Source organism: Mesorhizobium ciceri biovar biserrulae (assembly GCF_001618845.1).
GTDB lineage: Bacteria > Pseudomonadota > Alphaproteobacteria > Rhizobiales > Rhizobiaceae > Mesorhizobium > Mesorhizobium ciceri.
On record NZ_CP015064.1, the window covers coordinates 5,365,030 to 5,380,000 of the forward strand.

At 62.1% G+C, this 14,971-nt stretch carries 9 protein-coding genes, 1 tRNA gene and 2 rRNA genes (1 of these 12 cut by a window edge); all 12 read right to left on the reverse strand.

Translation table 11 applies throughout. The features are described from left to right. Positions 1-11: 11 nt before the first annotated feature. Positions 12-1,628 carry a GMC family oxidoreductase gene (locus tag A4R29_RS25280; RefSeq protein ID WP_063173129.1) on the reverse strand — a complete coding sequence of 539 codons (1,617 nt, stop codon included), beginning with the start codon at positions 1,626-1,628 and terminating at the stop codon, positions 12-14. Continuing rightward, the gene (locus A4R29_RS25285; protein ID WP_063173130.1) at positions 1,625-3,139 is read right to left on the reverse strand and encodes an FGGY-family carbohydrate kinase; all 1,515 of its coding nucleotides are present in this window, start codon (positions 3,137-3,139) and stop codon (positions 1,625-1,627) included. Before A4R29_RS25285 ends, A4R29_RS25280 begins: the two co-directional genes overlap by 4 nt. Before the next feature lie 22 nt (positions 3,140-3,161). Next, the gene (locus A4R29_RS25290; RefSeq protein ID WP_032808092.1) at positions 3,162-4,004 is read right to left on the reverse strand and encodes a class I fructose-bisphosphate aldolase; all 843 of its coding nucleotides are present in this window, start codon (positions 4,002-4,004) and stop codon (positions 3,162-3,164) included. Beyond that, positions 3,995-5,692, reverse strand: coding sequence for a glycerol-3-phosphate dehydrogenase/oxidase (locus A4R29_RS25295; protein ID WP_063173131.1), 1,698 nt, complete (start codon positions 5,690-5,692; stop codon positions 3,995-3,997). Before A4R29_RS25295 ends, A4R29_RS25290 begins: the two co-directional genes overlap by 10 nt. A gap of 21 nt (positions 5,693-5,713) precedes the next feature. Further along, a complete protein-coding gene (locus tag A4R29_RS25300) occupies positions 5,714-6,709 on the reverse strand; it encodes an aldo/keto reductase (RefSeq protein ID WP_063173132.1) in 996 nt (331 codons plus the stop codon). Continuing rightward, positions 6,706-7,686, reverse strand: a complete 981-nt coding sequence (locus A4R29_RS25305) for a sugar-binding transcriptional regulator (RefSeq protein WP_024504451.1) — start codon at positions 7,684-7,686, stop codon at positions 6,706-6,708. Before A4R29_RS25305 ends, A4R29_RS25300 begins: the two co-directional genes overlap by 4 nt. Positions 7,687-7,711: 25 nt before the next feature. Beyond that, positions 7,712-8,635 carry an ABC transporter permease gene (locus A4R29_RS25310; RefSeq protein ID WP_224674565.1) on the reverse strand — a complete coding sequence of 308 codons (924 nt, stop codon included), beginning with the start codon at positions 8,633-8,635 and terminating at the stop codon, positions 7,712-7,714. Between the two features lie 76 nt (positions 8,636-8,711). Beyond that, complete coding sequence (locus tag A4R29_RS25315) at positions 8,712-10,247, reverse strand: sugar ABC transporter ATP-binding protein (protein WP_063173133.1); 1,536 nt, start codon at positions 10,245-10,247, stop codon at positions 8,712-8,714. 93 nt (positions 10,248-10,340) lie between these two features. Next, complete coding sequence (locus A4R29_RS25320; RefSeq protein ID WP_063173801.1) at positions 10,341-11,372, reverse strand: substrate-binding domain-containing protein; 1,032 nt, start codon at positions 11,370-11,372, stop codon at positions 10,341-10,343. A gap of 652 nt (positions 11,373-12,024) precedes the next feature. Next, a tRNA-Met gene (locus A4R29_RS25325) sits at positions 12,025-12,101 on the reverse strand. 154 nt (positions 12,102-12,255) lie between these two features. Then, positions 12,256-12,370 (reverse strand): 5S ribosomal RNA (rrf, locus tag A4R29_RS25330). Positions 12,371-12,636: 266 nt separating this feature from the next. Beyond that, positions 12,637-14,971, reverse strand: a 23S ribosomal RNA gene (locus A4R29_RS25335) (it continues 487 nt past the right edge of the window).

The window sequence follows — 14,971 nt, forward strand, 5'->3', positions numbered from 1 at the left end:
GCCGATGGCGGTCAGCGGGCCTCTTGCAGGATCATCTCGGCTGCCTTCTCCGCGATCATGACGACCGGCGAGTTGGTGTTGCCCGAGACGATTGTTGGCATGATCGAGGCATCGACCACGCGCAGCCCGGCAAGCCCGTGAACACGCAGGCCGTCGTCGACCACCGCCATCGTATCCGAACCCATCTTGCAGGTGCCGACGGGGTGGAAGATCGTCGTGCCGATATCGCCGGCCTTGCGGATGAGCTCTTCATCGCTGTCATACTGCGTGCCGGGCAGCATCTCTTCCGGCGCAAAGCGCGCCACCGCCCGAGCCTTCATCAAACTGCGGACATGGCGCAACGACGCGACGGCCACGCTGCGGTCTCCCTCGGTGGAAAGATAGTTCGGCCGGATCTTCGCCGTCTCCCGCGCGTCGGACGAACCCATGTGCACGCTGCCCCGGCTTTCCGGACGCAGATTGCAGACCGAGACGGTGACCGCGGGAAAGCGATGCAGCGGCTCGCCCAGACGGTCGGTGCTCAGCGGCTGCACATGATATTCCAGATCGGGCGTTGCGAGGCGCGGATCGCTCCTGGCGAAGATGCCGAGCTGGCTTGGCGCCATCGACAGCGGCCCGCTGCGCTTGAGCGCGTATTCCAGCCCCATCGACGCACGGCTGACCAGATTGTGGTAACGCTGGTTGAGCGTGGCAGTGTTGGCGACCTTGAAGACGGTGCGGATCTGCAGATGGTCCTGCAGGTTTTCTCCGACGCCTGGCAAAGCATGACGAACATCCACGCCGATGCCCGAGAGCAGGTCGGGGCGACCCACCCCCGACAGTTCGAGCAGCTTGGGCGAGTTGATGGCGCCGGCCGCAAGGATCGTCTGTCCAGCGCGGACCTGATGCAGGCGGCCGCCTTGGCGGAAAACCAGTCCGGTGACGCGCCGGCCGTCGAATTCGAGCCGTTCGGTTTCCGCGCCGAGCACCACGCGCAGGTTCTTGCGCCCCGCTATACCGCGCAAAAACGCCTTCGATGTGTTCCAGCGGACGCCCTTCCTCTGGTTGACCTCGAAATAGCCCGAGCCTTCATTGGTGCCGGTGTTGAAGTCTTCGGTGCGCGGAATGCCGAGTTCCTCGGCCGCGTCCCGGAAGGCGTCGAGGATCGGCCATGAAAGCCGCTGCCGTTCGACCCGCCACTCGCCGCCGCTGCCGTGCATGGCGCTCTTGCCACCGTGGAAGTCTTCCGACTTGAGGAAGTAAGGCAGGACATCGTCCCAGCCCCAGCCTGCATTGCCGGCCTGGCGCCAGCCATCATAGTCGGCAGCCTGGCCGCGCATGTAGATCATGCCGTTGATCGATGAACAGCCGCCGAGCACCTTGCCGCGCGGATAGTTGAGGCTGCGTCCGTTGAGACCGGCTTCCGGCTCGGTCTTCATCATCCAGTCGGTGCGCGGGTTGCCCATGCAGAAGAGGTAGCCGATCGGGATATCGACCCAGTGATAGCGGTCGCTGCCGCCGGCCTCGAGCAGCAGCACCTTGTTGCGCGGATCGGCCGAGAGCCGGTTGGCGAGCACGCAGCCGGCGGAGCCGGCACCGACGATGACGTAGTCGCAACTGCCGAACGGAGACGGTGAAGCTTCGGTCACGTGCGCGCCTGCTGTCCGGCGATGCGCTCCCACATCGGGGTCATCGCCTGGTTGATCTCGCCATAGAGTCGATACCGCCGTGCGTATGCGTGAGCAACCGTCTCGTTGGGTACAAAATGTCGGGCGGCCGCTGTCATGGCGGTTGCACCGGCACTGTAGTCCGCGAAAATGCCGACGCCGGTGCCCGCCGCGATCGCCGCTCCCAGCGCGCCGGTTTCGCGGCTGCGCGCCACGGTGACGGGCACGCCGAGCACATCGGCGAAAATCTGCGGCCAGATGCTGCTGCGCGAGCCGCCGCCGGACAGCACCACCTGGTCGAAATCGGCGCCCGCTTTGTGCAAGGTCTCGACATGGCGCTTGTGCTCGAAGGCGACACCCTCGAACAGCGCACGCAGCAGATGGGCTCGGCTGTGCCAGCCGGCGATGCCGTAGAAGCCGGCGCGCGCATGGCCATTCTGCTGCGAGCCATAAAGGAAGGGATGATAGATCGGGATGTCGCTGTTGGGATCGACGGACGCCACCAGTTCGCTGCACAATTCGAATGGCGACTTGCCGGCTTCGCCGCCATGTTCGAGGAATTCGCGAACGATCCATTCGAGATTGGCGGCCGAGGTGGCACTGGATTCGATCGCCAGATAGCGCTGGCGATCGAAAGTCGACAGCATGAAGATCGAAGGGTCGCGGATCGGCTTGTCGGTGATGACCTGGTTGATGCTCCAGGTTCCGGCGATGACCGAGGCGGCACCGGTTCTGGTCACGCCCGAACCGACCGCGCTGGCGACGACATCGAACAGCCCGGCGACGACCGGCGTGCCGGCGCGCAGTCCCGTCAGGGCCGCCACCTCCGCGCTGACATGGCCGGCAATGTCGGCCGATTCCAGCACTGGCGGCAGCAGGTCCATGCAATCGCCGAGCCCATAGGCGGCAAGCAGGTCCGGCTCGTAGTGGCGGTCCTGCATCTGCAGCAGGCCGCAGCCCGACATATCTGAAGTATCGCTGCTGCGCGCACCTGTCAGGCGGTTGACGACGAAATCCTTGCACAGGAACACAGTTCCGATGCTGGCAAACAAAGCCGGCGAAAAGCGCTTGAGCCAGGCAAGCAAGGTCGGCGTCTGCGCCGCCCACGGCCGCTGCAGGCAATGTGCGTAGGTGCGGTCGCCGACATTCTGTTCTGCCCACTCGGCAACGATGTCGACGGCGCGTGTGTCGAGCGACTGGATGCCGATCAATGGCGCGCCCGCACGATCGAGCGCGTAGAGCCCGTTGCCATGGCCGGCGCAGCCGATGGCGACGATCTCGCCGGCGTCGATACCGGCTTCAGCGATGCATTGACCAATGACCGAGACCGCATTGCGCCAGAGTTCGTCGAGGTCGCGTTCGACATGTCCGGGCTTTGGCATGGACGAGCGGCCGTCACGGGCGGCGAATGCCAGTTCGCGGCCCGACAGGTCGAAGAGGATGGCCTTGATGACGGTGTTGCCGGCATCGAGACCGAGGATATAGCTTGCCATTGGCGCCTCCCGAGGCCGCAACCTATGCCTGGTTGTACAGATCCCAGGCTGCGCCGCCATCGGCATCGTCGTGAATGATTGCCATCAGCCCGCGCACGACAGCGCTCGGGTTGGCATGCTGGTAGATGTTGCGGCCATAGACCATGCCAAGCGCACCCTGTGCCATCAAGGCGGCCGACTTGTCGAACACGGCACGCAGATCCTCCTTGCCGCCGCCGCGCACCAGCACCGGGCAGCGCGCCGCCTCGACAACGCGGTGGAAGTCGTTGGGATCGGTGGTCGGGTCGGCCTTGACGATATCGGCACCCATCTCGCGGGCAAGCCGGGTCAAGGTGACGATCTTATCGGCGTCGCCGTCGACCATGTAGCCGCCATGCTCGGTGACCGGCAGCATGGCCAGCGGCTCGATCATCAGCGGCAGGCCGTATTTCTCGCAATCGGCGCGCACGCGGGCGATGTTCTGCACGCATTGGCGGAACAGGTCCGGCTCGTCGGGTAGCATGAACAGATTGACCACGACGCAAGCCGCATCCATCTCGATGGCGCCAAGCAAGGGCTCGGCTTCGTTCTGCAGCACCGCCCACATCGCCCGGTGGCGTATCCTGTTATAGGGATTGCCCATGTCGATGCGCATCACCAGCGCCGGCTTGTCCTTGCCAGGCACGGCCTGCAGCAGGTCAGCCTGGCCGTAGTTCATCTGGATGGCGTCGGGGCCGGCCTTGACCAGCTGGTTGACCACGCTGGCCATGTCTTCCAGCCCGGCAAGGAAACTCGGCTCGTTGCAGACGCCATGATCGATGGCGACGTCGAGGCAGCGGCCGCCGCCGAACAGCCGGTTCATACGGACTTTCTTGTTTACGCGCATAGGGCGCTCCTTTGATGTGTCTGGAGGTCGATGCCGTGCCGGTCGGCCAGCAAGGCGAGGAAGGTCGAGCGCTCGGTGGCAGCCTCGCTGGCGCTCCAGTCCTTGTGCGCCGCCAGCATGTCGAGAACGGCGTTGACGAGGTCGAAGCTGAGACCGCCTGAAATGGCGATGGTGGTGCGGCGCAAGAACAGGTCGGCAAGGCACTCGACCTGCTCGCGCTCGATGATGCGCCCCATCTCGCTTGCCGAATAGTCCGACTGCGGCAGCATCTGTTCGCCCGCCGGGTGCGAAACGAAATCCCTGGCCGACGTGCCATAGCGCTGCAGAAGCGTTTGCGCGCGCTCGACCGTCAGGCCATGCTCGGCGGCGAATGACGCGCACCAGGCGTCCGGGTCGGCCGGAAAATCACGGCCGCCACCGATGGCCATGTCCTGCGTGCCCTGGCTGCGCGCGAGGCCGAGCCGCTTCAGTGCCATGTCGGCGGCCAGCGCTCCAAACGAACGGAAGGTGGTCCACTTGCCTCCGACCATGCACAGTGTCGCCGGCAGGTGCCCGCTCGCTTCTACGAACTCGCAAAAATGATCGCGCGGTATGCGGCTGGTAAAACTGTCCTCGCTGGCGGGCAAGGGTCGCACGCCGGCGAAGCGGAACACGATCTGGTTTTCAGCTACTTTGATCGACGGGAATACAAAGGCGAGCGACTGCAGGATGTAGCGCTGCTCGTCCTCCTCGCAACGCACCTTGTCCGGATCGTCGACCCGGATGTCGGTCGAGCCGATCAGCACCTTGCCGAGATAGGGAAACAGGATGCAGATGCGCCCGTCCTCGTTCTCGTAATAGACCATATGGCCGCCGAGCGCGTCGAACAGTTCTGCATTGTCGACGATGAGATGCGAGCCCTTGGTGCCGCCCATCATCGTCTGCGCCGCCGCCCCGATGGCCTTGTTGGTCAGGTCGATCCAGCCGCCAGTAGCGTTGATGACCAATTGCGCCCGTACCGGCAGTTGTTCGCCCGTCAGCGTGTCGGTAATGGCGAGGCTATCACCTGTCGACGATACCTGAGCGTAGTTCAAGGCGCGGGCGTTCGCCGCGCTCGCCGTGGCGTCCAGCAGCATCTCCAGGCCGAGGCGTTCGGGCCGGCTCACCCAGGCGTCGTAATAGGTCGCCGAATTGCGGATCGCCGGATTGATCGCCGGCCATTTTCTCAAGGTTTCGGCGCGGCCCCTGAACCTGTGCGTCGGCATCAAACGCCGTGCGGCGGTGAACAGGTCGTACATGGCAAGGCCGGTCTTGATGACCAGCGCACCACGCCGGCTCGGCCGCCGCGTCAGACCCAGGAAACGCACCGCACCGTTGGCAAGGCCGGAGAAAATGTCGAAGATCGGCACCGTCGTCGGCAACGGGGCCACATAGTGCGGGGCATTCCTCAGCAGCCGGTCACGTTCGAGCAGCGATTCGCGCACCAGTTTGAATTCGCCGTTTTCGAGATAACGCAGGCCGCCATGCACCATGCGTGAAAGGGCGGCGCTGGCGCCGCTGCAATAATCGCCCTTTTCCGCCAGTACGACATCGACGCCTTGCAGCGCCAGTTCGCGAAAGACGCTGATGCCGTTGATGCCGCCACCGATGACGAGCACGGCGATATCAGGCCGGTCGCGCAGACCGGCTAACGTATGGCTACGGTTCATCGGGGCTGTTGCCTTTTTTTCTCAGGCATCCATCGCGGTGAGATGCGCGGCTGCCGCGGCGTCGATTGCCGCAAGCTCGCTTGCCGCAAGCGTGATCTCCCCGGCCCGTGCATTGTCGAGCGCCTGTTCGGGATTGCGCGCGCCGCACAGGGCGAAGGTGATGCCCGGCTGGGCGAGCGTCCAGGCGATGACGATCTGCGCCGTCGACGCCTGGTGGCTCTCGGCGATAGGGGCGATGGCCTCTTTCAGCTTTGCCACCTTCTGCCGGTTGGCCGTGGAAAAGCGCGGGTTGTCCTTGCGCTGGTCGTCGCCGCCGAATGTGCGGCCGGGGTCGACCGTGCCGGTGAGCAGCCCCAGCGCCAGCGACGAATAGCTGAGCGTGGCGATGTCATGGCGGCGAGTGATCGGCAGCAGGCTGCTCTCGATGTCGCGGTCGATCATCGAATAGCGCTCCTGGATCGCATCGAGCTGGCCGGCATCGATATAATGGCCGAGATCCTCGGCGCTGATATTGCTGGCGCCGATGGCGCGGATCTTGCCGGCTGCCTTGAGCTTTTCCAATGCCGCCATCGTCTCGGCGATCGGCGTCGTCGGGTCCTGCCAATGGGTGATGTAGAGGTCGATATGATCGGTGCCGAGACGCCGCAGGCTCTGCTCGACCTCATAGGCGATGCCGTCGGCGCCGAGATAGCGATGCACTGGCTTGTCGTCCTGGTCGAAGAAATGCCCGCCCTTGCCCGAATGCCAGTTCAGCCCGCATTTGGTCGCGATCACCACCTTGTCGCGCTTGCCCTTGATGGCGGTGCCGACGATCGCCTCGCTGCGGCCAAGACCGTAGGCCGGCGCTGTGTCGATCAGGCTGAGGCCGGCATCGATCGAGGCTTCGATCGCCCGCACCGACTCCTTTTCGTCGGTGCCGCCCCACATCCATCCGCCAATCGCCCAGGTGCCCAGGCCCACGGCCGACGCCGATATGCCGGACTTGCCGATCTGCCGCTGGATCTGTCGAGAATTCATGCTGCCTCCTGTTCGGCCAGCTCGAGGATCTGGAGCCCCGTGGCCTCGTCCGTGACGATGGTGTCGAGATGATTTCCGCGCATTGCGGCGAGGATCGGCGCGACCTTGCTGGCGCCACTTGCAATGCCGATCGAGCGCGGGATGGTCGCGAACTCGTCAAGCGTCAGCGAGACCAACGAACGGTTGAGCGAGTAGTTGCAAAGCTTGCCCCGGCGATCGATGAGATGGGCGAGCAGCTCGCCTGTTGCCCCGGACTTCTCGATCGCCTGGCGATCGGCATTCGAGGACGGATGCAAATCGTAGTAACTGGAATCGTCGGTCAGGATGGAGCCGACACCCACCACCGCGACATCGGCCTCGCGCGCCTTGCGAAACACGTCTGCGACGGAGCTGATGCCCATCAGCATCTCGCGCTGCTGCGCGGTATCGGCAAACAACGGCGCATGGATCTGGTAGGCGCGGCCGCCGAGCTTGTCGGCCATCAGCGAGGCGACGTGGTTGACATCGGTGTAGTGCTTGCCCTGCACCAGCCCGGTGGCGGGAATGATTTCGACGTCGTAGCGGCGCCCCGGCTTGAGACCGGCGACCAGCGCGCTGACGCCCTTGCCGCCGGTGATCGAAATGGTGTCGCCGTCCTTGATGGTGTCGAGCAGCAGCCCAGCCGCCGCCTCGCCGACCCGCTGCAGGGCGGTGTGCGGATTTTCGGAGACCGACGGCACCACCATCGCCCGCTCGATGCCGCCCAGCGCCACCAGCCGCGCTTCCAGGTCGACCAGATGATCGATCGGCGACTTGATCTTGATCTCGACGAGACCGAGCTGGTGACCGCGCTTGATCAGCCGGTTGACGGTCGCGTGCGAGATGCCGAGTTCCCCGGCGATCTCGGCCTGGGTCTTGCCTTCGACATAATGCAGGACAAGCGCCTGGTGCATCTGACGAACAGCGGCGATGTCGTCGCGGGTGTTGGGAGGGGCCATGGTCTTGTTTCGCCGCCTTTGAGGTTCAGGACTTCTTGCGGTGCAGGAAGTGATCGATCGACACCGCTGCCAGCAGGATGCATCCCTTGATCATGTCCTGCCAATAGACCGAGACATCGAGCAGGATAAGCGAGCTCGTCACCACCGACAGCAGAGCCATGCCGAGGATCGCCCCGAAGATGGTGCCCGAGCCGCCATTCAGCGAGGCGCCGCCGATGACGGCCGCGGCGATGATGTTGAGCTCCATGCCGGCGCCGAAGGTCGGCGTCGCCGCGCCGAAGCGCGCCATGTAGATGACGCCGGCCACTCCGGCGAGGGTCGAGCACAGCACCGTGACCCAGAACTTCACCTGATTGGTCCTGATGCCGGAGAACTGCGCGGCCTTCTCGTTGGAGCCGGTGTAGAAAACCTTGCGGAAGGCCGTGGCGCGACGCAGCAGGAAGTCGAAGATCGCCACCACGACGATGAAGATCAGGATGACATAGGGGATGTTGTTGAAACTGCCCTGGCCGATGGCCTTGAAGGCCGGCGGCAAGGTGAACAGCGACAACGGCGTGCCCTTGGTGACCACCAGGCACATGCCGCGCACGATGACCATGGCGGCCAGCGACGTGATGAAATGATTGAGCCCTATCACGGTCACGAAGAAGCCCATGGCCGCGCCGATCAGCGCGCTGACGCCGATGCCGATCAGGCTTGCCGTCCAGGGATCGAGCCCGGCGAGGAACAGCGCACCCGAGACCACCATCGAGAAACACACGACCGAGCCGACGGAAAGGTCGATGCCGCCGACGATGAGCAGGACGGTCATGCCGACGACGACGATGCCTTCGATGGAGAAGCTCATCAGCATGGCGCGGAAATTGCCCCATGTCAGGAAGTGCGGCGAGGCGAAGCTCATGGCGATGCACAGCGCCAGGATGATGACGATCAGCCCGGCCTCGCGCATCGAGGCGAGGTGAGCGAAGTTGATGCGCCGCCCGGCGGACTTGATCTCGGCGTGCACGAGCGCTTCTCCTGATTCCCTAGGCGACATTCTGGGCCTGCCTTTGAATTGAACTGTCCTGGACGCCCGAGGCGAGCATGATGATGGCTTCCTCGCCGAGCTCGCTGGCGGCGAGTTCGCCGGCGATCCTGCCTTCGCGCACCACAAGAACGCGGTCGCACAAGCCAATCAGCTCCGGCAGTTCGGACGAGATGATGATGACGCCGACACCGCTGCCGGCTAGCTGGCGCAGCAGCCGGTGAATCTCGACCTTGGCGCCGACATCGATCCCGCGCGTCGGCTCGTCCATGATGATGACCTTGGGACTGACGGACAGCTGCTTGGCGATGGCAACCTTCTGCTGGTTGCCACCGCTCAGCGTCGACACAGTGGCCTCGATGCCGGGCATGCGCACGCCGAGCCTGCCGGTCAGCTCCCGCGCCTGACGATCCTCGGCCTTGCGGTCGAGCAGGCCGAGGCGCCCGGTGAGCCGGCCGAGGTCGAGCGCCGATATGTTCGCCGCGATCGGCAGATCGAGGAACACGCCGGAGCCTTTGCGATCCTCAGAGAGATAGACCAGCCCCGCCTTGACCGCATCGCCATAACTGCGCAGCCGCAGCTGCTTTCCGTCGAGCGCGACGGTTCCAGAAATCATTGGCCTGAGGCCGCAGACCGTCTGTGCGATCTCGCTGCGGCCGGCGCCGATCAGGCCGCCTATGCCCAGAATTTCGCCAGCGCGAAGCTGCAGATCGACGTCGGCGAAGCGGCGCCCATCGGAAAGCCCCTCGACCGACAGGAGAAGGCGCCCAGGCTCTTGCGGCGCCAGCTTGTCGGGATAGAGCTGGGTGATTTCGCGGCCGACCATCTTGCGCACGACATCGTCGGGTGAAACGGCGGCTATCGCATCGGTCGCCACGTAGCGGCCGTCGCGGAAGACGGTGACGCGGTCGCAGAGCGAGAAGATCTCGGCCATGCGGTGGCTGATATAGACCACCGAAATGCCACGTTCCCTAAGCCCGCGCACGATCGAGAACAGGCGTTGCGCTTCGCTTTCGGTGAGTGCGGCGGTCGGCTCGTCGAGCATCAGCACCTTGCAGTCGAGCGTCAGCGCCTTGGCGATCTCGACGAGCTGCTGGTTGGAAATGGAGAGGTCGGCGACCCTGGTGCGCACCGGAATGGGCGCGAGCAGGTCCATGACCTTCTGGGCGTCAGCGTAGAGCTTCTGGAAATTCATCAGCGGCGCGCGCCGGCTGTTGATCGCGGCCATGTAGATGTTTTCGGCAACCGTGGCGTCCTGGCACAGCGCGATCTCCTGGTGGACGAGCGCAATGCCGAGACGTTGGGCGGCCGCGGGCGAGTGGATCGAAATGCGCTCACCATCAATCAGGATGTCGCCCTCGTCAGGCTGCAATACACCGGCGATCATGTTCATCAGCGTCGACTTGCCGGCGCCGTTCTCGCCGCACAGCGCATGGATTTCGCCGCGCCGCAGCTCGAACCGCACGTCGCTCAGTGCCTTGACCGGGCCGAACGCCTTGGACAGGCCGCGGATTTCAAGAATGGGCGCCTGGGTCACGCCATGCTCCTGCGATGCTTGCGGGGGAGGAAGGAGGCCGAAGCCTCCTTCCCGGTTGGTCCGGCCTTGTGGAGGCCGGGGCGGCGATCGAGACTATTCCTCGATGCCCTTGGTGCCGCGACGCTTGAGGTACTTGTCCCAGTAGAAGTCGTCCGCATTGTCCTTGGAGACGATGGAGAAGCCATTGTCGACGAAGGGCACGCTCATCGGGTTGAAACCCGAACGCTTGGCGTCGTTCAACGGATCGATCAGGCCGGGATGCTTGGCCATCCACAACAGCATGAAGCCCATATAGCCCTGCATGCCCTGGTTGGGATTGACCGAGCCGAAGATCTCGCCGGCCTTGATCATGTCGAGGATCTTGGCGTTGACGTCGGCGAGCATGACGCGGATCTTGCCGCCGCCTTCCTTGGCGGCCTGGGCAGCACCGATGGCCGAGTTGGCCTCCGGCATGAACACGGCGCCAAGATCAGGATGCGCCTGGGCCAGGCTCAAAACCGCCTGATAGGCCTTGGTCGGATCCTGGTTCGAAGCGGCGCGGCCGACGAGCTTCATGTCAGGCCATTTGGCTTCCATGCGGGCAACGAAGGCGTTGACGCGCTTGTCGTGGTTGTCCTGGCCGGGATTCTCCAGCACCGCATATTCGCCCTTGCCGTCCATCGCCTTGGCAACGGCGTCGGCGGCATAGGTGCCTTCGGCATTGTTGTCGGAGGTGATGTAGGAGACGCGCTTGGAATTCGGCGAGTCGGCGGCGAAGGTCACCACCGCGGTGCCCTGCTCGATGGCGCGGTTGATCGGCTCGATGAACGGATCGGAGTTCATCGGGTGTACCAGTATGCCGGCCGGCTTCTGCGCCAGTGCCTGGTCGAAGGTGGCGATCTGCTTGTTGACGTCGTATTCCGGCGTACCCGTATAGGCGGTCTCGCAGCCGAACTGCTGGCCGGCCTGCTTGAACATTTCATAGACCGGGAACCAGTATTCGACACCCGAGACCATCACGTTCATGACGTATTTTTCACCCGGCTCGCATTTGAACGGGTTAGGGGTTTCGGCGCGTACCTGCATCGACCCGAAGCAGGTCGATGCAGCCGCCGCGATTGCGAGCGTGCTCAGAAATTTGCGCAAGTTTCCTCCCTTGGCCGAAGCCATCCTCAATGACCGTTGCAGGCACTCAGTGAGCGCTGCCGTATGGATTTGATGATGCCGACCTTCCTCCGAAAGCCGACGATCGGGACATTACAGCCCGGGCGCGCATTGTCAATATAATTCACATAGCGAAATATATTTCATACTCTACTTCAAGGGGATTCCTACGCTCCGGTCGACGAGGCTGGGCGCGGCCGCCAAGATGCCGTACGGGCTGGGCAAGGCCTTACCGGGCCTTTGGCCGCGAAACCGGAGAGGGTGGTAGAATATCCGCACGGGGGCTCGCATGGTACCCTCCCGCCGGCCGCGTCTTTATCGCCTGAAGCCCCCGATCCTGTCTTTGATAGATCTGTTCCGGACGCAGCGTGACGCTCTCCATATGTCCGCTTGTCCCGCAGCTTCGGCTTCGCTTTCGGGGGCCTGAGCCTGGGCAGATCGATGGCCACCCCAGCCGCATATCAAAACGGCGCGCGGGCATTTGTGGCTGGCGGGCTGTTTTTGATGTTGGTTTTGGGGAGAGGATTTGTTTTCTGTCTGGCGGCTTGGCTTGGCTGGTTGCGGGCGCCTGATGACAGGCCGGCAGCACAGCACAAAACAAAAGAGCCCGCACGATGGCGGGCTTTTTTGAATTTGGTTGCGGGGACAGGATTTGAACCTGTGACCTTCAGGTTATGAGCCTGACGAGCTACCGGGCTGCTCCACCCCGCGTCAATTTTTGTGTAAGCCGAGGCCTACAGATAGGTATATGGCTGACCAAATGAAAGGGCCGCTTACGCGGCCCGTGATCCCTTGGCGGGCCATTTCATAAAGAGAAGATTTTTCTCCATCCGATTTGGATGTGAGATCAACGTGCGTTTGGCAGACCTGGCAGCGACCTACTCTCCCGCGTCTTGAGACGAAGTACCATCAGCGCTGGAGCGTTTCACGGCCGAGTTCGGAATGGGATCGGGTGCAGCCGCTCCGCCATAACCACCAGGTCGGCAAAACGCACGTTGTTCGAGAAGCTTTTGAGCGAAGGCGCACAAAGAGACATCGGCAGCGGAGCTGTCGGGTGCCTCTCGGGGCTGTTCGCTGGTCTTTGTGTGCCTTTACGGTTCTTGGTCTGGCGCCTTTCGAAGCGAAGCTTCGCAAGGTCGACCGTCGGCGCTGATGCGCCGCACCCACGTAGCGCCGCCCGCAGGGCGGAACAAGCGTGAGTGAGAACAGACCATCTGACTTTGTCAGATGGGCATAAGGAATGAGAACGATCAAGCCGATCGAACTATTAGTACCGGTAAGCTTCAAGCGTTGCCGCTCTTCCACACCCGGCCTATCAACGTGGTCGTCTTCCACGGTTCTCAGGGAATACTCGTTTTAAGGTGGGTTTCCCGCTTAGATGCCTTCAGCGGTTATCCCGTCCGGATATAGCTACCCTGCTATGCGGCTGGCGCCACAACAGGTCCACCAGAGATCCGTCCATCCCGGTCCTCTCGTACTAGGGACAGATCCTTTCAATATTCCTACACCCACGGCAGATAGGGACCGAACTGTCTCACGACGTTCTGAACCCAACTCACGTACCGCTTTAAATGGCGAACAGCCATACCCTTGGGACCTGCTCCAGCCCCAGGATGCGATGAGTCGACATCGAGGTGCCAAACAACCCCGTCGATATGGACTCTTGGGGGTCATCAGCCTGTTATCCCCGGCGTACCTTTTATCCGTTGAGCGATGGCCCTTCCACGCGGGACCACCGGATCACTATGACCGACTTTCGTCTCTGCTCGACTTGTCAGTCTCGCAGTCAGGCAGGCTTATGCCATTGCACTCAGCGAACGATTTCCGACCGTTCTGAGCCCACCATCGCGCGCCTCCGTTACTCTTTAGGAGGCGACCGCCCCAGTCAAACTACCCACCATACATTGTCCCGGACCCGGATAACGGGCCGCGGTTAGACATCCATAGTAATAAGGGTGGTATTTCAAGGGTGGCTCCACCTGAGCTGGCGCCCAGGCTTCAAAGCCTACCACCTATCCTACACATGCCACTACGAATGCCAATGTAAAGCTATAGTAAAGGTGCACGGGGTCTTTCCGTCTAACCGCAGGAACCCCGCATCTTCACGGGGAATTCAATTTCACTGAGTCTATGCTGGAGACAGCGGGGAAGTCGTTACGCCATTCGTGCAGGTCGGAACTTACCCGACAAGGAATTTCGCTACCTTAGGACCGTTATAGTTACGGCCGCCGTTTACTGGGGCTTCGATTCAGAGCTTGCACCCCTCCTCTTAACCTTCCAGCACCGGGCAGGCGTCAGACCCTATACGTCGTCTTGCGACTTCGCAGAGCCCTGTGTTTTTGATAAACAGTCGCTACCCCCTGGTCTGTGCCACCCTCCTCTACTTGCGTAGAAAAGGGTCACGCTTCTTCCGAAGTTACGCGTGCAATTTGCCGAGTTCCTTCAGCATAGTTCTCTCAAGCGCCTTGGTATACTCTACCAGACCACCAGTGTCGGTTTCGGGTACGGTTTATAAGGAGGAGCTATTTCCTGGAACCACGCAGCAGCCCGTTCAATCCGATAAGATTGGACTACCTCAATGATCCGTCACTACCTCCAAGCCCACGAATATTAACGTGGTTCCCATCGACTACGCGTTTCCGCCTCGTCTTAGGGGCCGGCTAACCCTGCTCAGATTAGCTTTAAGCAGGAACCCTTGGTCTTTCGGCGGGGGAGTCTCTCACTCCCCTTACGTTACTCATGTCAGCATTCGCACTTCTGATACCTCCACCACCCCTCACGGGTATGGCTTCATCAGCTTACAGAACGCTCCGCTACCGCTTGGCCCTTGCGGACCAAACCCTAAGCTTCGGTGTATGGCTTTAGCCCCGTTACATTTTCGGCGCAAAGACCCTTATTTAGACCAGTGAGCTGTTACGCTTTCTTTAAATGATGGCTGCTTCTAAGCCAACATCCTGGTTGTTTTGGGATCCTCACATCCTTTCCCACTTAGCCATAACTTGGGGACCTTAGCTGTAGGTCAGGGTTGTTTCCCTTTTCACGACGGACGTTAGCACCCGCCGTGTGTCTGCCGACTAGTACTCCCAGGTATTCGGAGTTTGGTTAGGTTTGGTAATCCGGTGAGGACCCCTAGCCCATCCAGTGCTCTACCCCCTGGGGTATTCGGTCGACGCTCTACCTAAATAGATTTCGCGGAGAACCAGCTATTTCCGAGTTTGATTGGCCTTTCACCCCTAGCCACAAGTCATCCCGAACTATTGCAACAGTTATGGGTTCGGTCCTCCAGTAAGTGTTACCTTACCTTCAACCTGCTCATGGCTAGATCACTCGGTTTCGGGTCTAATGCGACGAACTGAACGCCCTGTTCAGACTCGCTTTCGCTGCGCCTACACCTAGCGGTTTAAGCTTGCTCGTCACACTAAGTCGCTGACCCATTATACAAAAGGTACGTGGTCACCCAGGACGAACCTTGGGCTTCCACTGTTTGTAGGCAATCGGTTTCAGGTACTCTTTCACTCCCCTTGTCGGGGTGCTTTTCACCTTTCCCTCACGGTACTAGTTCGCTATCGGTCATGCACGAG

What these genes read in the sequence shown, in the direction of transcription:
- A4R29_RS25305 (WP_024504451.1), bottom strand. Translation starts at nt 7,686, where the DNA reads ATGGCCCCTCCCAACACCCGCGACGACATCGCCGCTGTTCGTCAGATG.
- A4R29_RS25295 (WP_063173131.1), bottom strand. Translation starts at nt 5,692, where the DNA reads ATGAACCGTAGCCATACGTTAGCCGGTCTGCGCGACCGGCCTGATATC.
- A4R29_RS25285 (WP_063173130.1), bottom strand. Translation starts at nt 3,139, where the DNA reads ATGGCAAGCTATATCCTCGGTCTCGATGCCGGCAACACCGTCATCAAG.
- A4R29_RS25310 (WP_224674565.1), bottom strand. Translation starts at nt 8,635, where the DNA reads ATGCGCGAGGCCGGGCTGATCGTCATCATCCTGGCGCTGTGCATCGCC.
- A4R29_RS25300 (WP_063173132.1), bottom strand. Translation starts at nt 6,709, where the DNA reads ATGAATTCTCGACAGATCCAGCGGCAGATCGGCAAGTCCGGCATATCG.
- A4R29_RS25290 (WP_032808092.1), bottom strand. Translation starts at nt 4,004, where the DNA reads ATGCGCGTAAACAAGAAAGTCCGTATGAACCGGCTGTTCGGCGGCGGC.